Consider the following 21339-nt stretch of genomic DNA (forward strand, 5'->3'; position numbering starts at 1 on the left):
ATTAAGCCTGTGCCAAAAGATGAGACTTAACCCAAGGCATCACAATCTCAGTAGTTAGCGGTGCAAGTCGGGTTTCTTGATCATCTAAATCTATCCATTTCATTTCAGCTATTTCGGCTTCAATCTGTGGCATTTGATTTAATGTCACATGATAAACATAGCTGATCAATTGATGATCTGGCTCATTGGCGGTTTTAGTTTCAAATCGTCCAATAAAAGATTCAATCTGAATATCACAGCAAATCTCTTCTTTAATTTCACGCACGATGGTCAGTTCAGGGGCTTCATTGGGTTCAAGCTTGCCACCGACTTGCATAAAACAATCGGTATTCTTTTTACGCACGACCAGAAGCTGATTAGCATCATTTAAAATAATGGCTGCAGCAACAGTGATAATTTTCATTGTGAAGGTGTGTTCCTTTTTTAATCAGTTGATTTCACAAGGTCTTGCTGATCAACCATGCCCCATTTCGCTTGTGGTGCTGCATAGTGATCAAACTGATTCAAAATCTCAGTGAAGTCTTCGCTGACAATCAATTTCTCAGTAAAGCGTTCTTTGGTAAAACCTTGTTCTGTGGTGTGCTGAATAAATTGAATTAAGCCGGTATAAAAATCTTGAACATTTAAAAATGCACATGGTTTTTCGTGAATGCCCAATTGCGCCCATGTCCATTGTTCAAAAATTTCTTCCAAAGTGCCTACTCCACCCGGAATTGCAACAAAACCATCTGAAAGTTCAGACATTTTGGTTTTGCGCTCATGCATATTTTCAACCACGTAAAGCTCGGTTAAACCCGGGTGTGCCAACTCACGATCGACCAATTGTTTAGGAATAACCCCGATGACTTGACCACCTGCAGCTAAAGCTGAATCTGCAATAATGCCCATTAAGCCCGAACGTCCACCACCATAAACGAGACATTGCCTACGTGCTGCTAACGTTTGCCCGACATGTTCAGCAATTTTTGCATAAATAGGATCTGAGCCTAGTGCAGAACCACAAAAAATTGCGATAGAATTCATCATTATTCACCCTCACAAACAAAGCCTGCCAATGAATATGGCACTTTAAGACTTTTTTTAAAAAAATAACCGTTCAACCCGTGTTTTTATTCAATTCCTTGTCTAAAATACACCCATTCGGATTTACATACTGCGCAAGGGAGAAAAGACGGCATGCTTGAAGCCTTTTACGCCACAGAGCGCGGTAGTTTAGAAGACGTCACAATTAATGGCGACTTTGATTTACATAAAGATTTAGTTTGGCTCGATTTAATTGCACCTTCACAAGAAGAGCAGCAATGGATTTTAGATGCCTATGATCAAAATTTACCGACACTGAAATCTCTCGAAGACATTTCATCAAGTGCGCGATTCTATCGCGATGATGATGGTATTTTACATATCAGCACCTACTTTTTGACAAAAAATAAAAATTATCAAGTCGATGATGAAAGTGAAGATCAATCGAGTATTTTAGCCACTGTACAAACGGTTGCTTTCATTTTACATAAGGAACATTTGTTTACTTTACGTGGTGAAAAACTAGTGGCATTCCGTGCATTTAGAGCACGTGCCCGCCGCAATGACTACGAAATTGATTACAAAGATCCAACCTGGATTTTGCTTGGTTTACTTGAAGCCAAACTGGACGAACTTGCAGATATTTTAGAAGACGTCCATAAGGATCTAGAGAAATACTCCACCGAAGTACTGAATAACCGCCATCGTGAACAGATTCTCGATCTAGATGACATGATTACCCGCCTTGCGCAATTAGAAGACATGCTAGGTAAAGCACAGCTATGTTTAATTGATTTACGCCGTGTACTCACCTTTTTATCGCGTCCTCGTGCTTTAGGCAGTCATATCTATGATGCGGACATTCGAGAATTGAGTGAAGATGTGCGCTCATTGGTCGAGCATGATGCCTTTTTATTCCAAAAGGTACGCTTCTTACTGGATACCACTTCAGGGTTCATTAACACCGAACAGAATGACACGATTCGTCGATTCTCGATTTTACCGAGTATGCTCGCGCCACCGATGTTGGTTGCCAGTGTCTATGGTATGAACACCGATGTACTGCCATTTGCACAAGGCACAACCAGCTTTGTCATTGTCGGTATTATTTTGCTCGCGTTCTTTATTGGACCATTGATTTACTTTAGATGGAAAAAATGGATTTGATAGTAAAGTCCTCTCTCCCTGAGGGAGAGAGTTAGAGAGAGGGTAATCAACATAACCTCTCCCTAGCCCCCTCCTAACAGGAGAGGGAATTGATAAAGCATTTCCAAGGCAACAAAAAAGTACCTTTCGGTGCTTTTTTATTTAGATAATCTGTAAATCATTTTCTAAATGACAGGCCTGTATGATATTCATCATCTTGGCAGGAACGGCTTTGAACTGTAAGCCTTTCGCTTGTGGTGTTTGGCGTAACCAACGAATCAAAACAGCCAACGCCAACGTACTGCCATTTTCAAGCGCAGCCAAATTGACCACAATTGGAAATTGGCGAGATGACTGAATTTCACGCAACCCTTTTACATAGTAGTCTTCGGCATTGTCATAATCGATCTTGCCTGACACCACCAATTCCTGATCAGAAAATTGAATCACAGCACATCCCTTTTATTTTTTGTCGATATCAGCATCAGGTTTAAAGTTCGCAATGGCTTTATCTAAATTACCACCGTTACGCTTTACCGTTGCTGCAAACTGATTACGGAACTGTAAACCAAGATCAATACCTGAAACATTGATATTCCGGATTTTCCATTGCGAACCATGATCTGCCAACTGGAACGAAACAGGAATTTTTTCACCATTGTGTTTAAAGTCCAAGGTCACCACTGGATTTTTGCTACCAGTCGCTTTGTATGGACGCAAGGTATAAGTTTGATTGCTGAATTTGGCAAATGCTGAACCATAATTTTCAATTAAGGTTTCACGGAAATTCTTTTCAAACTGCGCACGTTGTGCCGCTGAGCTATATTGATTGGTCGCATAAGTTCCCATCACAATACGAGTAAACGATTGTGAATCAATATAAGGATCTAAATTTTGACGTACAATTGAGCGCGCTAAAGCAGGATTCGCTTGTAATTTTGCATGATCCGCTTTTAAACGTGCAATCAGACTATCTGCAACTTTTTTCACAAAAGCAGGCGGGGTTTCAGTCGGTGCAGCAAAGACATTACCCGCTACTACAGTTGATAAAATGCCTACAGCTAGTGTTTGTTTCACAAATGTTTTCACACAAATATCCTCGATCATTATTCAACAAATGCAGGTTCTGCATCTGCTTCTACAGTGTTTGCATCAGCAGATGCCTCTTCTGATTTATTTTTTTCACCCGCACCACCGGTGACAAACTTAGTCACTAAGTCTTCAATTTCCATGGTGCCTTGGGTATTGGCGATTTGATCACCACGTTTAAGATAATTTAAGCCACCGCCCGGAATAATTTTCAGATACTTTTCACCGAGCAAGCCATTGGTTGCTACAGATATATAAGCATCTTCATCCAAATTAGTGATGGATTTCATGTTTTCTAAGAGTTGCTTTTCTTGTTCTTTTTGTAAGGTCGGATTCGCGGCTTGATAATCTGCGCTATAACGTAGTTCCTCTAAGGCTTCTTGCTGAACTTGTTTTAATTGCTCAGCATTGAATGTGGTCAAAGAGCCATCCATCGTCATATGTACAGTCGCTAAACGAGTCACAGGATCAAGGGTAATCGAATCGACCTGACCCACTTTCACACCACTCATCGCTACTTTGGCACGTGGTTTAATGCCGTTAATATTTTCAAAAGTCGCGGTTAAACTGTAACTGTCTTTAATATTTGTACCGACCAAACCACTGACACGCATCGCAAGGAAGAAAATGGCGATAGCAAACAGAATGACGAATATACCAACTGCGAGCTCACTCGTACGTGATTTCATTAAATACCTCCGAACATGACCGCAGTCAATACGAAATCAAAACCTAAGACACACAATGACGAATACACCACTGTGCGTGTTGTTGATGTTGCAATCCCTTCAGATGTTGGTACACAGGCATAGCCTTGATAAACCGCAATCCAAGTACAAATCAATGCAAATACAAAACTTTTAATAATAGTGCCGTTTAAAACGTCTTTAAAGAATTGCACGCTGCTTTGCATGCCACTCCAATATGCACCCTCGTCGGCACCTAAAAAATCAACACCGACTAATTTGCCTCCCATAATACCGACCGCAGCAAAAATGACAGCCAGCATGGGCAAGCTAAAAATACCAGCCCAAAGACGTGGTGAAATCACACGTTTGAGTGGATCGACGCCAATCATTTCCATACTTGAAAGCTGTTCTGTGGCTTTCATCAAGCCAATTTCAGCAGTGAGCGCAGAACCGGCACGTCCAGCAAACAGTAAAGCGGCAACCACAGGCGCAAGTTCACGGAGCAAAGTTAAAGCGACAGCTGTGCCCAGCATAGATTCACTACCAAAGGTCGACAAAATACTAAACATTTGTAGACCTAAAACAGCGCCAATAAATAAGCCCGACACCACAATGATGAGCAATGACATCACGCCAACACGGTACATTTGATAAATAAATAAACGCACACCCTGCCAAGTGGGCAAAGAGCAAATCACTTGTAATAACATCAAGGTGGCAACGCCAATCCCTTGCACGCGCTCAATAACGCGTCGACCTAATAAGGCAATGGCATTCATGAATGCACCTCATCACTTAAATAGGCTTGATGACTAAATTGATAATCCACAGGGCCTTCAACTGAACCTGTGAGGAATTGTTGCACAAATGCAGATGAATGCGCTTTTAGCTGTTCAGGTGTGCCCTCACCTTGTACCTTGCCTTCAGCCACCACATAGATGTAATCCGCAATGGATAAGGTTTCAGCCACATCATGCGAGACAATAATGGTGGTCAAATCCAACGCTTCACGTAATGAGCGAATTAAACGGGTTAAAACCCCCATCACAATTGGGTCTTGCCCTGCAAATGGCTCGTCGTACATGATCAAATCAGGGTCAAGTGCAATCGCACGCGCCAAAGCCACACGACGATTCATACCACCTGACAATTCAGATGGCATCATTTGCTCTGCCCCGCGCAGACCAACAGATTCAAGTTTAAGCGCGACCAATTCTGCAATTAAATGCTCAGGCAATTGAGTATGCGCACGAATCGGAAATGCGACATTTTCGTAAACTGACATGTCGGTAAATAATGCCCCACTTTGGAAGAGCATGCCCATACGTGCACGCGAGGCAAATAATTCCTTACGTGACATTGCCGCAATATTTTTACCATCCAATAGAACTTGTCCAACATCGGGGACTAACTGCCCACCAATCAAACGCAGTAATGTCGTTTTACCTGTGCCTGAGGGTCCCATAATTGCTGTAATTTGACCGCGACGAATATTGAGATTTACGTTGTCATAAATCACACGATCGCCACGTTTAAAGCTCAAGTTTTTTACTTCAATCAATGATTGAGCCTCAAACAATGTTTGATTATTCATAGCTGAGCGTATTCCTGCATTTTTTTCAGCATGCATACTATAAAGGATTAGAGTTCAAAATGTTACTTTTGATAAATTTGGGATAAGCACATCCAATGTAGTGCAAAAATAGTTGCGTTTTTAATTGAGGCTAAAATAACACAAAATAATGGATATTATATGTACTAATTCAAGGTGTTATATAAGTAAAAAAGGACGTTACACAACACCAAGATTAAAGCAAGATAAGGCATAGCAACCTCTATTATTGTTTAAATCGGCTTCGACAGCCTCATTCTTTTACTTATCATAAACTATTTTTTTGATGATTCAGTATACATTTTATCTCAAGACATAAAAATTCAGCACAAAAAAAACCAGCGTTTCCGCTGGTTTTTTTATTCAATTCAATTAGTCATTGAATTTACGACGTGGACGGTCTTCACCGCCGAACGCTGGACGTTCACCACGTGGTTTATCATCAAAGCTACGACGTGGACGATCTTCGCCACCGAAAGTACGCTTAGGACGATCATCGCTGAACGAACGTTGTGGACGATCACCGAAACCGCCTTCACGACGTGGAGCAGGACGATCACCGAAATCACGTTTTGGACGGTCGCTATAACCATTTTCACGCGCTGGTTTGTAATCTACACGATTACCACGGTTGTCATCTGCAGAACGTGGTTTGTCACCAAACGAACGTTGTGGACGATCACCGAAACCGCCTTCGCGACGTGGCGCTGGACGATCACCGAAATCACGTTTTGGACGATCGTCGAATGAACGTTGTGGACGATCACCGAAACCGCCTTCACGACGTGGCGCTGGACGATCACCGAAATCACGTTTTGGACGATCATCGAACGAACGTTGTGGACGATCACCGAAACCGCCTTCACGACGTGGAGCAGGACGATCACCAAAATCACGCTTAGGACGATCATCAAATGAACGTTGTGGACGATCACCGAAATCACGTTTAGGACGATCATCACCGCCTTCACGACGTTTGAAATTAGATTCGCCTTCGAAACGAGCACGACCACCACCATCACGACCGCCGAAACCGCCACGACCACGACCGCCATCACGACCACCGCGACCGCCGTCACGACCACGACCGCCGCCATCACGACTACCGCGTGCAGGAGGTGGAGATGGCTCAAGACCTTCAATTTCAGACACGTTCAAACGTGCTTCAAGGAAATCTTCTAGCGCACGAATTTTACCGCGTTCACGGTAAGTCGCTAAAGTAATCGCTTTACCTGTACGACCAGCACGGCCTGTACGACCAATACGGTGAACATAGTCTTCGTTCTTCATTGGAAGACCGAAGTTAATAACGTGTGAAATTGTTGGTACGTCAAGACCACGAGCAGCAACGTCAGTTGCAACTAAAATCTTAGCACGACCTTCACGGATACTACGTAAACGACGGTTACGTACAGTTTGTGGCATAGCACCATGAAGCGCTACAACTGATAAACCTGCTTCAGCAAGTTCTTCAGCCAACATATCTGTGTCTTCTTGAGTCGACGCAAATACAACTGCTTGATCAACGTCTTCTTCGTTTAACCAGTGAGTTAATAATTTTTTCTTGTGTTCGAAACCATCAGTCCAATGCAAAGTCTGAGTAATGTCAGTATTTGTAGAGTGACCAGTTTCAATCGAAATACGCATCGGATCATTCATCATGCGTTCTGCAAGTGTAATGATACGTGGAGCGAATGTCGCAGAGAACATCAATGTTTGTTTACGGTTTGCAGCCAAATCACCAATTGCTTCTAAGTCTTCAGAGAAACCTAGATCAAGCATACGGTCAGCTTCATCGACGATTAACGCATCAACTTTATCAAGTTTGATTTGACGACGGTTTACTAAGTCAAGTAGACGACCTGGAGTCGCTACAACCACTTGTGCACCTTTTAACTGTTGGATTTGTTTACCGAAAGGCATACCACCCATAATTGCAGCAATACGAACACCCTTCATGTGACGTACAAGTGCAATCGCGTCTTGACATACTTGTTGTGCCAATTCACGCGTTGGTGAAATTACCAAGATATTCGGTTGAGTTACCGCTTTCATGCGATCTTTGAAAGGAACAAGACCGTCTTCGTTTGCAAGACCGTTTAAAGTCGGTAGTAAGAATGCAGCAGTCTTACCAGAACCCGTTTGGCTTGATACTAAAAGGTCTTTACCTTCTAGTGCAGCTGGGATTGCCTGTTCTTGTACAGGAGTTGGCGTAGTAAAGCCTAGACCTTCAAGAGCCTGTGTTAACGACTCGTCAAGGGAAAAATCAGCAAAAGTTTTGCTCATAGAGAGTGTTCACCCTAAAGTGGGTGCTCCATTAAATAAATATAAAACTATGGACATCGGCAAAAAGCGGTACAGCAATTAGAGCTGAAAAATTAGGATTCAGCAGCGATCCGAGTAACGACGATGTGGATAACGCACGTATATGATTACGGCCGCAAACCTGAAGGAATCGCTTAAGCGATTGGGGCGCGAAGGATATGTCCTCTCTATGGACAGCACGCGCATACAATGATTAGAAGATAATGTTCAGGTAAAGAACGGAAATTTAAGTGCGTTGGCGGAGTATAGCAGAATTTTAAATAATGTCATTAAGTTTTAGTGTTATTTTCACTTAATATAAATATTAAAATATTAATCAGACACTTATATAAATATAAAAATGTAACTTCTTGTACATTCGAACATTCATGCAGCAAAACACATTTTTTAAGCGGTTTTTGTGCTACTAAATCATGAACAACAAACAATAAAAAAGGCATCCCGAAGGATACCTTTTTGAGTTCATTTAGATGCAGATCATCTAAACTCGATTATTTTGCTGCGTCACCCCAAGCAGGTACAACTGCTTGCATTAGAGGTTTCAGCATTTTCATTGAACAAGCCAAGACTTGACCATTTTCCATAGATTCGCTACCACCACGCGCATCCACTACAGTACCACCCGCTTCTTTCACGATTAACTCGCCTGCTGCGATATCCCATGGTTTCAAACCAAGCTCGAAGTAACCATCAAATCGACCTGCAGCAACATAAGCTAAATCTAGCGCTGCTGAACCTGAACGACGATATTGAGCGCCAGCTTCAGTGACATTTAAAAGTGATTTGAAATGATTTTCCGCATAAGAAACAACTTCGCCACCACGTTGCGCGCGGTAAGCGTGACCTACTGAAAGGAAAGTTTTATCTAAGTTGTCTTTTACATTTACGCGAATACGGCGTTGGTTCATCATGGCACCACGGCCACGACTTGCAGAGAATAACTCATCTTTCACAGGGTCATAAATAACACCGTGCTGAGTTACGCCTTTGTGCTGAACTGCAATAGAAATACAGAAATGCGGGAAACCATTAATGAAGTTTAATGTGCCATCAAGTGGGTCAATAATCCAACACCAATCAGCGTCGTGACCATTACCTTCTTGTAGACCAAACTCTTCACCAAGGAAGCTGTGATTTTTATAGCTTTTACGTAGCGTATCGATAGTCAATTGTTCCAAATAACGGTCTACACGCGTTACTGGACCATCAATCCCTTTTTCTTCGACTTGTAGATCGAGTTTATGACGATTTTGATGCGCTTTCAAAAGCTCTTGACCAACTAACTGAGCCGCACGCGCAGCCATCACCACCATAGGTTCCATTGAACACCCACTACAAATTTGAAGATATTGATAAAGAATAATGCATAAAAGCACCTATATTTTAGCAAATATAAGTGCTTTTAGGGGAAAAATGTTTCTAAATTTTATTTAAGCTCAGATCACACACTTTGCTCAAGCGCATTCCATGCTTGATTGATCGACTTTTCAATGCCTTGAGCATCTAAACCCGATTGCTGCAGCATTTGACCATGCGTCGCTTGCGCCATGAAACGATCTGCTAAACCTAAGTTAAGCACAGGTTTTACGATTTGTGCTTGTGCAAGATATTCATTGACTGCACTGCCCGCACCCGCCATCACCGCATGTTCTTCTACCGTAATGAACAATTGGGTATTTGCTGCCAATTGATCTAAGATTTGAGTGTCGAGCGGTTTAATGAAACGCATATTGACAACACGCACTGCAATCTCATGTTTACTTGCAAAACTTTCAGCCGCTTCTAGCGCAGCCTGAACACGACTACCAAATGCCAATACCGAAATAGAGTCATCATATTGTTCATTAAAGCTTGCCACGATTTCAGCCTGACCGATTGGAATTTCGACCATATTTTGCTGAATATCGACACCTAAGCCATTACCACGTGGGTAACGCACAGCTGCAGGACCTTTGTATAAGTAAGCAGTGTGCAACATTTGACGACATTCATTTTCGTCTTTCGGTGCCATGAGCACTAAATTTGGAATAGTGCGCATATAAGCATAGTCATACGCCCCTGCATGGGTTGGACCATCCTCACCGACCAATCCAGCACGATCAATACCAAAAGTGACATCAAGATTCTGTAAAGCCACGTCATGCACCAATTGGTCATAGCCGCGTTGTAAGAACGTTGAATAAATGGCAACAACCGGTTTTAAGCCTTCACATGCCATACCCGCAGCCAATGTCACTGCATGCTGTTCAGCAATGGCAACATCAAAAAAGCGTTCTGGATAGTCTTGAGCAAATTTTACCATGCCTGAGCCTTCACTCATGGCAGGCGTAATGGCAAGTAAACGTTTGTCTTGAGCTGCTTCATCACAGAGCCATTGACCAAAGACATCCGAGTATTTTGGTGCACGTGTTGCTGCAGCAGCTGTATTTAATTTACTAATCGCGTGATATTTAATTTGTTCGCTTTCGGCAGGTGCAAAGCCTTTACCTTTCTTGGTATAAATATGCACAAGACGCGGACCTTTACGCTTTTTCAGCGCAGCGAAGACCTGTACCAAACCTTGTACATCATGACCATCAAATGGTCCAAAATAGTCAAAACCAATGGCTTTAAATAAATTATCAGCTGCATCGGTGGCTGACGAATGTAAGCGTGAATTGTACGACCACTCAGGATAAGGCTGTACAAAGACTTCGCCTTGGTCATTAATGTTGACAGATTCACCACGCTCCCAAATGGCTGCTAAATGCTTCGCAAATCCACCTGTGCTGCACGAAATCGACATATCATTGTCATTTAAGACAACCATTAAGTCCGCATTGTGTGCTACTGCATCATTCATGGCTTCAAATGCCATGCCTGCTGTCATTGCGCCATCACCAATAATCGAAACCACATCACAAGGATCATTTTGATAGCGACGCGCTAAAGCCATCCCCAAGCCTGCTGAAATCGCAGTCGATGAATGTCCTACACCGAAGGTATCGAATTCAGATTCTTCACGTAAAGGGAATGCCGCCAAACCATCTTTGGCACGAATGGTGATAAGCTGATCACGACGACCCGTTAACGCTTTATGCGGATAAGCCTGATGACCCACATCCCAAATGAGACGGTCATTTGGCGTATTAAAACAATAATGTAGTGCAACAGTCAGCTCAACCACACCAAGGTTTGCACCAAAGTGTCCACCGCTTTGACCTGCAGCATACAAAATGAATTGACGTAACTCATCCGCCACTTGGTCGAGCTGGCTTTGCTCAAGTTCACGCAATTGCTTGGGATGGTCGATCGCATCAAGCAACGGTGTTACAGGGCGTTGAGTTGGTATTTCTGTATACAGCATAAATGGCAAAGCCTTCAAAAGCCTGGCAAATCCTAAGCTAAGTCAATGGGGAGTAACCGATCATAAAGGTGAATTATAGCAGCTTCAATTCAGCAAAACTTGATACGATGTAATATTAGACAATCGTTTCTAGGTGCTAAAAATTGCAGCCTACGATTATCCTGAATAATATTACTCATTATCAACCATTATCGTTCGCTTTATACAAAAAAGAAAATGTTCTCCATAAATTCAGCGATCCAATCCTACTAATGTTCAATCATTACGCTATACTTTGAGCAATTTCAGGATTTAACGGGTTCAGCTGTGCCTATCGAATTTGTTGCAACTTCAAGATTACCTACTGCTCATGGCGAGTTTAAAATTACTGTATTTCAAGACCCCAAAACAGGTGAAGAACATGTTGCTCTTTCCAAAGGTCTAGAAGAAGCATCTGATGAACCTGTAGTTGTGCGTGTGCACTCTGAATGCTTAACAGGAGATGCATTTGCATCTTTAAAATGCGATTGTGGTCCGCAATTACAAGCCACACAAAAACTGATTAATGACATTGGTCGTGGTGTGATTTTATATTTGCGCCAAGAAGGTCGTGGTATTGGTTTGACCAATAAAATTCGCGCGTATGCCCTGCAAGATCAAGGACATGACACCGTTGATGCAAATCTTATGCTCAATCTGCCTGCCGATGCACGTCAGTACGATATGTGTAGCATTATGCTGAAACATTTAAATGTAAAAGCCGTGAAATTGGTAACGAATAATCCTCTTAAAATTAAAGCCCTTGAAGAGCAAGGCATCCGCGTTGTAGGTCGTGTGCCTTTAACTGTGGGCTTAAATCCGTTCAATGAAGAATATTTAAAAACCAAACATGAACGTATGGCGCATATGTATCAGAAGGAAGATTTTTAACAGTCTCTACAAATACACCCCAACATTTTTTAAATCTCCCCTACCCCCTCTTTATAAAAGAGGGGAAAATAAGCCTCCCTTTCTTACGCTTCGACTTAAAGCAATGCTTAAGTCTCCCTCCTTTTGTAAAGGAGGGTCGGGGTGGATTACAAATTAAATCGTCATCGAAAAAATCCGATTCTCAGGCTTGTTTCGCTTTAACCTTAAATCAAATGCCATACAAATATTGCGAATAAAGGGACGACCTGCCTCCAAAATCGTGACCGACGAGTCTTCAATTTTGATCAACCTATCCTGCTGCATTTCTTTTAATTGTGCCAAAACAGCATCAATCTCATTAAATTGCATGTCGGATTCTGTCCACGAAGTTGTAAAGGTGCACATCAGATTTAAAATGTGCTGACGAATGATTAAATCTTCCTGATTTAAAATATGCCCTTTAAAAACTGGGATCTGATTTTGTTCGAGTAAATCGTAATACCCATCAAGCGTTTTAACGTTTTGCGCAAAGCTATACCAACTATCACTAATCGATGAAATTCCGAGTCCAATCATGACTTGAGTTTTTGATGCCGTATAGCCCATAAAATTACGATGCAAACGACCTGCCTGAAATGAGTGATACATACTATCTTCTGCTAAGGCAAAATGATCCATACCAATTTCATGGTAGCCATACTCAAGTAGTTTCTTTTTTCCTGCTTCATAGCACTGACGTTTGATGTCATCTTTCGGCACATCCGTATCTTTAAAACCACGTTGCCCATTGCCTTTAATCCAAGGCACATGCGCGTAGCTATATAACGCCAAACGATCAGGTGACAATGAATGTGTGTGCTCAATGGTATTCAGCACATCATCCAGCGTTTGAAAAGGCAAACCAAAGACCAAATCATGCGAGATAGAGGTATAGCCAATTTCACGTGCCCATTCGGTGACATTTTTCACATTTTCATAAGGTTGAATGCGATGAATGGCTTTTTGCACCGTTTCGTTATAGTCCTGTACGCCATAACTCACACGACGGAAACCAACATCGTACAACGCCTTTAAATGTTGCCGTGTGGTGTTATTGGGATGACCTTCAAAACTAAATTCATATTCAGGCGCAATCTCAGCTTTTGCCAGAATGCCTTGAATCAATTGAGTTAAATGTTCAGGACGAAAGAAGGTTGGCGTTCCCCCACCCAAATGAATTTCTTTAATCATCGGTTTTTGAACCAATAATTGGCAATATAAATCCCATTCTTTAAGCAGTGCCTTTATATAAGGCTGTTCCATTTCATGCTTTTTGGTGACACGTTTATGACAGCCGCAAAAAGTACAAAGACTTTCACAAAATGGCAAATGAATATAAAGACTGATGCCCTCGCTTTGATTCGACTCAAGAAAGGATTGTTTTAAGGTCTGCTGCCATTGCTCAACTGAAAAATGTTCGTTTTCCCAATAAGGTACTGTCGGATAACTCGTGTAGCGTGGACCCGGTACATTATATTTTTGAATCAGTGAACTGACTTGCATAGACATGCGACACGCACCTCAATTGGAACCGTTTTGCTCAATTCTTTGAGCGCTTAAGGGTATTGTGATAAGCCTCCATGAATATTTCAACCGAGTAAAATAGTTGGGTTTACAGACGATTTCGTTATGATTAAAATCAATCTCTAAGATTTCCCTCAATCCTTGGTCTTTAGAAATACGACTTAATTTTTAATTGATTTTATGGTTTGATGTAGCTTAATTTATTTTCTGCTACGAGAACCTTGATGCAACATCCTACCTCTTTGGATATTCAACGCGTTCGCGAATTTCTCCTCGACTTACAAGGCCGTATTTGTACTGCGCTCGAACAACAAGAACAATTGGGCGGTGGTACAGCAACCTTTGAAATTGATGACTGGCAACGCCCTGAAGGTGGCGGTGGTCGTTCACGCGTTTTACAAAATGGTACAGTCATTGAAAAAGGCGGTGTGATGTTCTCACACATTAATATTTCAAAACTGCCTGCCTCTGCAACGGAACGTCACCCACAAATAGCTGGAGCGAAAGCCCAAGCGATGGGCGTGTCTTTGGTCATTCATCCGAATAATCCAAACGTACCAACTTCACATGCCAATGTCCGCTTATTTGTTGCTGAAAAAGAAGGACAAGATCCTATTTGGTGGTTTGGCGGTGGCTTTGACCTCACGCCATTTTATCCAAATGATGAAGATGTCTTGTCATGGCATCAAACAGCACATGACCTGTGTGCACCCTTCGGTGATGAGGTCTATGCCGAACATAAACAATGGTGTGATGATTATTTCTACTTAAAACACCGTGATGAACAACGTGGCGTGGGCGGATTATTCTTTGATGACTTAAATCAATGGGATTTTGGAACTTGCTTTGAATATATGCAAGCCGTCGGTAATGGCTACTTAGACGCCATCCTGCCGATTTTTAAACGTAATCAAGATAAACCTTATAGCCAAGAACAACGTGAATTCCAACTCTACCGTCGTGGTCGCTATGTCGAATATAATTTGGTATATGACCGTGGAACTTTATTTGGGTTGCAAACGGGTGGTCGTATTGAATCGATTCTAGTGAGCTTACCGCCACTGACGGGTTGGTTATATCGTCCTGAATGGGAAGAAGGCTCTGCTGAAAAACGCCTGACCGATTATTACCTCAAACCACATGATTGGTTAACTGAACTTAAAAAATAAAAACCAAACCCACAGATAAAAATGTGGGTTTTTTATTAAATATCTCTACATTGTTCACATTTTTATTGCATACTGTTTTGGCAATAGATGTCAGATTTTTAAATCACGCTTGTTATGAAATCAATCTGTCCATTTAATTGACGCAAGCATGAATTAGGACAACTATATGAATAATCAAAAAATTTCGACCCGCCATATTTTATTTTGGACACTCTCGATCACACTTTTAAGTTCAATCAGTACCGTTGTATTTAGTGAAACACTCTTTAATGATGGTCTGGGTACTTTAGTCATTGTAGCAAGTTCAATTGGCTTATTCACCTACGGTGCATTACGTCTTTTTGAAGGCGTGAATAACATTTGTAATCCATAAATCAAATTAAAACGAATAGACATCAAGGCTTTAGCCCCTTTTAAATTTCACGTATAGTGTTGCCAAAATTTCAGCAATCGGATCTCAGTTATGAGCAAGCAATTCGCAGTCATTGGTAACCCTATCGAGCAGTCTCGCTCACCTGAATTACATCACGCTTTTGCCGCAAAAACTGGGATCGATCTCTGCTACAGCAAACGTCTTGCAGCCCTTGATGGTTTTAGCGAGAGTGTTGAGCGCTTCTTTGCTGAAGGTGGCATCGGCATGAATGTCACTGTGCCCTTCAAAGAACAAGCTTTTTCCCAATGTGCTGTTTTAACTGAACGCGCACAAATTGCCAAAGCAGTGAATACGCTATGGATGGAAAATGGCGTTCTGCATGGCGACAATACTGATGGACAAGGCTTGGTTGATGCTATTCATGCCTTGGATTGGAATTTAGAAAATACAGACATTCTGATTATAGGTGCAGGTGGTGCAACTCGCGGTGTGATTTATCCATTGGTCAAAGCGGGTGCAAAAAAAATCGTGATTGCCAATCGCACCCTTGCTCGTGCTGAGCAATTGGTAAGCGACTTAAAAGAAGCCGTGCATGAGGCAGAATTATCTGCAATCGCATTAGAGCAACTCGAAGGTCAATTCGATTTCGTTATTAATGCAACCTCAGCAAGTTTAACGGGCGATACGTTGATTCTTCCTGAAACTTTGCAATTTAAACATGCTTATGAAATGGCATATGGCAAACCATCAAGCTTTTTAGAGCAAGCCAAAGCGCGCGGTGTCCCGACTGCTGAAGGTTATGGCATGTTGGTCGGTCAAGCGATTAAATCTTTTTCCATCTGGAATGGTGTAAAACCTAACTTAAAAGACTTTTTATAACTCTTAGACCGACGCTTAAAAATTTTTAAAACGTTTGCTCAAGGTGTTCCTAAACAACGCTTTGAGCAAGATTAGGCATTATTCTTCTGAAAAATAGGTGTCTAAATTGGTTTTTATGACATTTTATTTCCGATGAATGGAACGACTATTATTTTGTTATCTCAACCTTTTAGTAAAATCTTTACTCCGTTAAAATTCCTATCAATTTAAAATAGATCAATATCTTACAAAAATCTGATATACATAACCGTATATCCTCTTAGAATCATAAATCTAATCATCATCCAATCCAATCATTCGCTTTTCTGACATTTTTATTTGCATACCTTATCAATGTTTTTTACAGCGCAATGTGAATAATCAAAGAATCGATACAGATAATCCATTACTATTTTAATTAGGATTAAACGCATGCCAGCTTATAAAGCCCCTTTACACGATATTCGCTTCTTAATGAACGAAGTGCTTGATTATCCTGCTCACTACCAAAAATTATCGAACGGTGAAAATGCCGACACCGATACGGTTAATATGATTTTAGAAGGTGCAGCAGATTTCTGTGAAAATGTGATCTCTCCTTTAAACCAATCAGGTGATGAAGAAGGCTGTCATTTTAAAGATGGCGAAGTCACTACACCAAAAGGCTTTAAAGAAGCCTACGATCAATTCGTACAAGGCGGTTGGCAAGGTTTGTCTTATCCTGAAGAATTCGGTGGGCAAGGCTTACCGATGTCACTTAACTTAATTAAATCAGAGATGATGGGAACGGCAAACTGGTCGTTTACCATGTATCCTGGGTTGAGCATGGGTTGTATCAATACCATTTTACAGTTTGGTACTGAACAACAAAAAAATCTTTATTTACCACCGCTTATTGCAGGCACGTGGTCAGGCACGATGTGTTTGACAGAACCACAATGCGGTACCGATTTGGGTCAGGTTAAATCGAAAGCTGAACCCAATGAAGATGGCACGTACTCCATTTCAGGCACAAAAATCTTCATCTCTGCAGGTGAACATGATTTAACTGAAAATATTATTCATATTGTACTGGCACGTCTTCCAGATGCACCTGCCGGTACACGTGGTATTTCATTATTCATCGTACCGAAATTCGTTGCCAATGCAGATGGCAGCATTGCAGAACGCAACCCTGTGACATGTGGTTCAATTGAACATAAAATGGGGATCCGTGCATCTGCGACAGCTGTACTTAACTTTGACAATGCGAAGGGCTACCTGATTGGCGAAAAAAACAAAGGTTTACACGCGATGTTTACCTTTATGAATACCGCACGTATTGGTACAGCGGTGCAAGGTATTGCACACGCAGAACTTTCATTCCAAGGTGCGCTACCTTATGCCAAAGAACGTATGTCAATGCGTGCGTTATCTGGCAAAAAAGAACCTGAGAAAGTAGCTGATTCGATTATTCATCATGCTGACGTACGCCGTATGTTGCTCACGCAAAAATCGATTGCTGAAGGTGGCCGTGCCATGATTTATCATGCTGCACAAATTGCCGATAAAATGAATGACGCGCTCCTTTTAGGTGATACCGCATCATTTGAAAAACATGATGATCATCTTGGATTCTACACACCAATTTTGAAAGGTTTCTTAACTGAAATGGGTTATGAAGCTGCAAATCATGGGATGCAAGTCTTTGGTGGGCATGGCTACATTAAAGAATGGGGCATGGAGCAAATTGTACGTGATTCACGTATCTCTACCCTTTATGAAGGCACAACAGGTGTCCAAGCCCTTGATTTGATGGGTCGTAAAGTACTGCTGACCTCAAAAGGTAAAGTGATTCGTGACTATACGGCTGAGATTTTGAAATTCTGTGGTCAACATGCGCGTAACAAATATATGCGCCGTTTTGCATGGGACTTAACCAAATTATGTGCACAGTGGAATGCCTTGACTGTTCGCATCATGCTGACTGCGCGTAAAGATCGCGATGTGGTTTCTTCAGCATCAGTTGATTTCTTAATGTTCTCAGGCTACGTCATGATGGCTTACTTCTGGGCGCAACAAGCAGCAGTCGCTTCTGCGAAATTAGCATCGGGTGATGGCGCAGAAGTTCCTGAGTTCTATAAAGCTAAAATTAAAACTGCTGATTTCTACTTCGAACGTCTATTGCCACGTACTCAAGGTCATGCCGAAGCCATGGTAAACCCATCAAAAACGATGACCTCATTGGCTGCCGAGCATTTTAGCTTTGATTACTAAGACTATTTTTTAATCTAAAAAAGGGCGCTTCGGCGCTCTTTTTTTGCGTCCGAAATTATTTATTTACATTTAATTCTATTTATAAAAAGTCTTAAAATTCAAAAATATAATCGCAACATTTAAAAAAATAAAATAAACAGGTTGAATAATTCTGAATACTCGGTATGATAATCCCAACTAGAAAAATTCTTGTTTTGGTTAGTCTTCTTTAAGTATCGCAGTTTTAGTCATAAACCTTCGTTTTTTATAGATCAAAAGCTCCATCCTGTCTATTTTTCAAGTTACAACTTAGTCATCTGATGGCTATAAATCAATATAAAACTCAATAGGTTAATACTATGTCTAACACAGTTACTGGTACAGTTAAATGGTTCAACGAAACTAAAGGTTTCGGTTTCATTCAACAAGACAATGGTCCAGACGTTTTCGCTCACTTCAGCGAAATCCAAGGTTCAGGCTTCAAAACTTTAGCTGAAGGCCAAAAGGTTTCTTTCAGCGTTGCTCAAGGTCAAAAAGGCCCTACAGCTACTAACATCAACGCTATCTAATCTAGCGATTGAATGTAAAAAAGCACTCGAATGAGTGCTTTTTTTATGCCTAAAATTTAATATCAGATCAAACATGCATTCTGTCATTTAAACATTCAGCACGTATTTCAAGCTACGACATCATCTAACTAAGGTAGTGCAGTCATACTCTGCTTCGACTGATGCTAGTCATGCCAAAATATGAAGAAATTAAGCATAGAAATGTTGAATAAACCTTCAAATATTGGATAAAAAGAATTCAATATAACTTAAATATCATTAAATTATAAAAACTTAAACTCCAAGGCTATTTATTTACAAATCTCTCCAATGTCGCTTCATCGTTCCTACATCAGTACTGCCTAAGATGAGCTTATTGAATTATACGACTGAGAGCTTCTTCCATGAAAAAATTGATTTCATCACTGATGATTGGTCTAATTGCAGCAACAGCAACCATGTCCGCGATGGCAGCGCCTCATTTCGATCACCATAAAGCGCCGCATGCTACACATTTTAATAAAAAGCCTGTACATCATAAAAATCATTTCCGTAAAGCACCACCGAAACCGCACTTTAGTCATCAAGACAAACATAAAGGTGCTTTTAATAAGAACCAACCACACCACAATGTAGCGCATCATAAAATGCCGCCAAAACATCATTAATTTAAGCCATGAAAAAAGAGCGCCCATGCGCTCTTTTTTTCGTTTTAAATACTGAGCTTATAAAAATTCTTCAAGCACTGAATTTAAAAAGATATGCCCTTGTTCAGTACATGCCAAACGTGCGGCATCGTTGACCATCAATTGACGCTCACGAAGCGATGTTAATAGCTTATTTAAGTCATCCAAGCTTAGACCTGTGCGTTCTGCATAGCGTTCTGCATCCACTCCATCATTTAAACGTAGCGCATTCATCATAAATTCAAATGGCATATCTTGATCTTCAATACGTTTAAATTGCAAATGTTCTGCTGGCACTTTGGCTAAATAGTCTTTTGGCAAACGGGTCTTTTGAAAACGATACACGCCATCGGGTTGCGTCACTTTACCGTGCGCCCCTGCCCCAATTGCCAAATAATCACCAAATTGCCAGTAATTTAAATTATGTGCCGATGGTTGTTCTTTACGCCAAGCAGACACTTCATAATTGATATAACCATTGGCTTTTAAATACGCTTCACCTTGCTCTTGAATATCTTCAAGCACGTCATCGGTCGGTAAAATAGGCTTAGTGCGGAAAAATACAGTATTTGGCTCAATGGTGAGTTGGTACCATGAAATATGTGTTGCGCCATGTTCGACCGCAAGTTTTAAATCCAATAAAGCTTGATCTAAGGTCTGTTCGGGCAAGCCATGCATCAAATCAACATTAATTCGCTCAAAGCCTGCTTCTCGTGCCAAGGCAAGTGCCGAAATCGCATCATCGTTGCTATGAATACGTCCAAGTTTTTTTAGATGGTCGGTATTAAAGCTTTGCACCCCAATAGATAAACGATTAATACCTGCTGCCAAGTAGCCTGCAAATGGATCGTGTTCTACTGTCCCTGGATTGGCTTCCAAGGTGATTTCACAGTGATCTTCAAAAGGCAGCATGGCTTTAAGCGCAGTAAACAGCCATTGATAACCTTGTGCTGAAATCAGTGACGGCGTGCCCCCACCAATAAATACGCTATGAATTTGGCGTCCTTGAGCCCAATGTATTTGCATTTTAAAGTCTTCTACCAATGCATTTAAATATTCTTGCTCTAATGCTGTAGATAGCTCGCCATCTGGTACTGCATGCGAATTAAAGTCACAATAAGGACATTTACGCACGCACCATGGCATATGAATATATAACGATAAAGGAACATCAGCAGGATTTAAATCGGACAAGGACAGCACTCAAATGATCATATGAATTTTGTTGTATTTTAGCATGACTATAATGAACGCTTGCTTAAAACTCGTTTACTTTGACGTAGACTGCCAAGACAGAGACAACAATAAGATCTATGCGTATGAAAATATCATCTGAATTATTGCTGATTTTAGCGTTAACCCTTGGCATTGGTTTTGCGATGACCGTTCAGACAGCCATTAATAGCCAACTGAGGGAATATTTACATTCACCCCTTCAAGCTGCCCTTTTCTCATTTTTGATTGGTACAATAGTACTTGCCATATTGGTGTACGTTCAACCCGTGGAAAAACCCAGTCTCAATACCTTCCTCCAATTGCCTTGGTATATGTGGCTTGGTGGATTTTTAGGTGTCTATGCGATTAGTATCAGTATATTTGCTGCACCTAAATTAGGGTTTCTCACACTTTCGGGTCTCATCATTTTTGGTCAAATGGTGATGTCGATGTTGGTTGATCAATTCGGCTTACTCAGCAATGAAAAAGCTCCAATCAATTGGCAACGTTTTTTGGGTGGCGTGGTGATTTTTATTGGTGTGCTTCTCACTTTAAAACGCTAAACCTTGTTCCT

Annotated in this window: 21 protein-coding genes; 9 read left to right on the forward strand and 12 right to left on the reverse strand. The window is 41.2% G+C overall.

What is annotated here, in order from left to right:
• Window position 1 precedes the first annotated feature (1 nt).
• On the reverse strand, window positions 2-403 hold the full coding sequence (locus GFH30_RS11390; protein WP_153372707.1) for an NUDIX hydrolase: 402 nt from the start codon (window positions 401-403) through the stop codon (window positions 2-4).
• A gap of 20 nt (window positions 404-423) precedes the next feature.
• Complete coding sequence (locus tag GFH30_RS11395; protein WP_153373458.1) at window positions 424-1023, reverse strand: LOG family protein; 600 nt, start codon at window positions 1021-1023, stop codon at window positions 424-426.
• 153 nt (window positions 1024-1176) lie between these two features.
• Here GFH30_RS11395 and GFH30_RS11400 point away from each other — a divergent pair, with 153 nt between their 5' ends.
• On the forward strand, window positions 1177-2190 hold the full coding sequence (locus tag GFH30_RS11400; RefSeq protein ID WP_153372708.1) for a CorA family divalent cation transporter: 1014 nt from the start codon (window positions 1177-1179) through the stop codon (window positions 2188-2190).
• 141 nt (window positions 2191-2331) lie between these two features.
• Here the strand turns inward: GFH30_RS11400 and GFH30_RS11405 are convergent, their stop codons facing one another.
• From GFH30_RS11405 to dxs, 8 genes are all read right to left on the reverse strand, one after another.
• Entirely contained in the window at window positions 2332-2619 is a 288-nt protein-coding gene (locus GFH30_RS11405) for an STAS domain-containing protein (RefSeq protein WP_153372710.1), read from the reverse strand.
• 12 nt (window positions 2620-2631) lie between these two features.
• Window positions 2632-3258, reverse strand: a complete 627-nt coding sequence (locus GFH30_RS11410; protein ID WP_153372712.1) for an MlaC/ttg2D family ABC transporter substrate-binding protein — start codon at window positions 3256-3258, stop codon at window positions 2632-2634.
• A 17-nt stretch (window positions 3259-3275) separates the two neighbouring features.
• The gene (gene mlaD / locus GFH30_RS11415; RefSeq protein ID WP_153372714.1) at window positions 3276-3947 is read right to left on the reverse strand and encodes an outer membrane lipid asymmetry maintenance protein MlaD; all 672 of its coding nucleotides are present in this window, start codon (window positions 3945-3947) and stop codon (window positions 3276-3278) included.
• A complete protein-coding gene (mlaE, locus tag GFH30_RS11420; RefSeq protein WP_153372716.1) occupies window positions 3947-4726 on the reverse strand; it encodes a lipid asymmetry maintenance ABC transporter permease subunit MlaE in 780 nt (259 codons plus the stop codon). The genes mlaD and mlaE overlap by 1 nt, the downstream gene beginning before the upstream one ends.
• Window positions 4723-5541 (reverse strand): ABC transporter ATP-binding protein, encoded by an 819-nt coding sequence (locus GFH30_RS11425; RefSeq protein WP_153372718.1) that lies wholly within the window; start codon window positions 5539-5541, stop codon window positions 4723-4725. Before GFH30_RS11425 ends, mlaE begins: the two co-directional genes overlap by 4 nt.
• Window positions 5542-5931: 390 nt before the next feature.
• On the reverse strand, window positions 5932-7845 hold the full coding sequence (locus tag GFH30_RS11430) for a DEAD/DEAH box helicase (protein WP_153372720.1): 1914 nt from the start codon (window positions 7843-7845) through the stop codon (window positions 5932-5934).
• Window positions 7846-8375: 530 nt separating this feature from the next.
• Window positions 8376-9206: an inositol monophosphatase family protein gene (locus GFH30_RS11435; protein ID WP_153372721.1), complete on the reverse strand. Its 831-nt coding sequence runs from the start codon at window positions 9204-9206 to the stop codon at window positions 8376-8378.
• Between the two features lie 119 nt (window positions 9207-9325).
• Window positions 9326-11230, reverse strand: a complete 1905-nt coding sequence (dxs, locus tag GFH30_RS11440) for a 1-deoxy-D-xylulose-5-phosphate synthase (protein ID WP_153372723.1) — start codon at window positions 11228-11230, stop codon at window positions 9326-9328.
• A 306-nt stretch (window positions 11231-11536) separates the two neighbouring features.
• Between dxs and ribA the strand changes: the two genes are divergently transcribed.
• Complete coding sequence (ribA, locus tag GFH30_RS11445) at window positions 11537-12139, forward strand: GTP cyclohydrolase II (RefSeq protein WP_153372725.1); 603 nt, start codon at window positions 11537-11539, stop codon at window positions 12137-12139.
• A 153-nt stretch (window positions 12140-12292) separates the two neighbouring features.
• Here ribA and hemN read toward each other — a convergent pair whose 3' ends face one another.
• Window positions 12293-13666, reverse strand: coding sequence for an oxygen-independent coproporphyrinogen III oxidase (hemN, locus tag GFH30_RS11450; protein WP_153372727.1), 1374 nt, complete (start codon window positions 13664-13666; stop codon window positions 12293-12295).
• Window positions 13667-13905: 239 nt separating this feature from the next.
• On the opposite strand from hemN, the gene hemF reads away from it, so the two are divergent.
• The 6 genes from hemF to GFH30_RS11480 all read left to right on the forward strand — a co-directional run bounded on the left by hemF (window position 13906) and on the right by GFH30_RS11480 (window position 19532).
• A complete protein-coding gene (gene hemF / locus GFH30_RS11455) occupies window positions 13906-14850 on the forward strand; it encodes an oxygen-dependent coproporphyrinogen oxidase (RefSeq protein WP_153372728.1) in 945 nt (314 codons plus the stop codon).
• Between the two features lie 166 nt (window positions 14851-15016).
• The gene (locus GFH30_RS11460) at window positions 15017-15223 is read left to right on the forward strand and encodes a hypothetical protein (RefSeq protein WP_153372730.1); all 207 of its coding nucleotides are present in this window, start codon (window positions 15017-15019) and stop codon (window positions 15221-15223) included.
• A 90-nt stretch (window positions 15224-15313) separates the two neighbouring features.
• Entirely contained in the window at window positions 15314-16102 is a 789-nt protein-coding gene (gene aroE, locus GFH30_RS11465; RefSeq protein WP_153372732.1) for a shikimate dehydrogenase, read from the forward strand.
• A gap of 411 nt (window positions 16103-16513) precedes the next feature.
• Window positions 16514-18337: an acyl-CoA dehydrogenase C-terminal domain-containing protein gene (locus tag GFH30_RS11470; protein WP_153372734.1), complete on the forward strand. Its 1824-nt coding sequence runs from the start codon at window positions 16514-16516 to the stop codon at window positions 18335-18337.
• 338 nt (window positions 18338-18675) lie between these two features.
• Entirely contained in the window at window positions 18676-18885 is a 210-nt protein-coding gene (locus tag GFH30_RS11475; RefSeq protein WP_153372736.1) for a cold-shock protein, read from the forward strand.
• A gap of 383 nt (window positions 18886-19268) precedes the next feature.
• Entirely contained in the window at window positions 19269-19532 is a 264-nt protein-coding gene (locus GFH30_RS11480; protein WP_153372738.1) for a hypothetical protein, read from the forward strand.
• Between the two features lie 57 nt (window positions 19533-19589).
• On the opposite strand, the gene hemW is transcribed toward GFH30_RS11480, so the two are convergent.
• Window positions 19590-20744 (reverse strand): radical SAM family heme chaperone HemW, encoded by a 1155-nt coding sequence (gene hemW, locus GFH30_RS11485; RefSeq protein ID WP_153372740.1) that lies wholly within the window; start codon window positions 20742-20744, stop codon window positions 19590-19592.
• A 125-nt stretch (window positions 20745-20869) separates the two neighbouring features.
• Here hemW and GFH30_RS11490 point away from each other — a divergent pair, with 125 nt between their 5' ends.
• Window positions 20870-21328, forward strand: a complete 459-nt coding sequence (locus GFH30_RS11490; RefSeq protein ID WP_153372742.1) for a DMT family transporter — start codon at window positions 20870-20872, stop codon at window positions 21326-21328.
• The last annotated feature ends 11 nt before the right edge of the window (window positions 21329-21339 follow it).

The sequence above is a fragment of the Acinetobacter wanghuae genome (genome assembly GCF_009557235.1).
GTDB lineage: Bacteria > Pseudomonadota > Gammaproteobacteria > Pseudomonadales > Moraxellaceae > Acinetobacter > Acinetobacter wanghuae.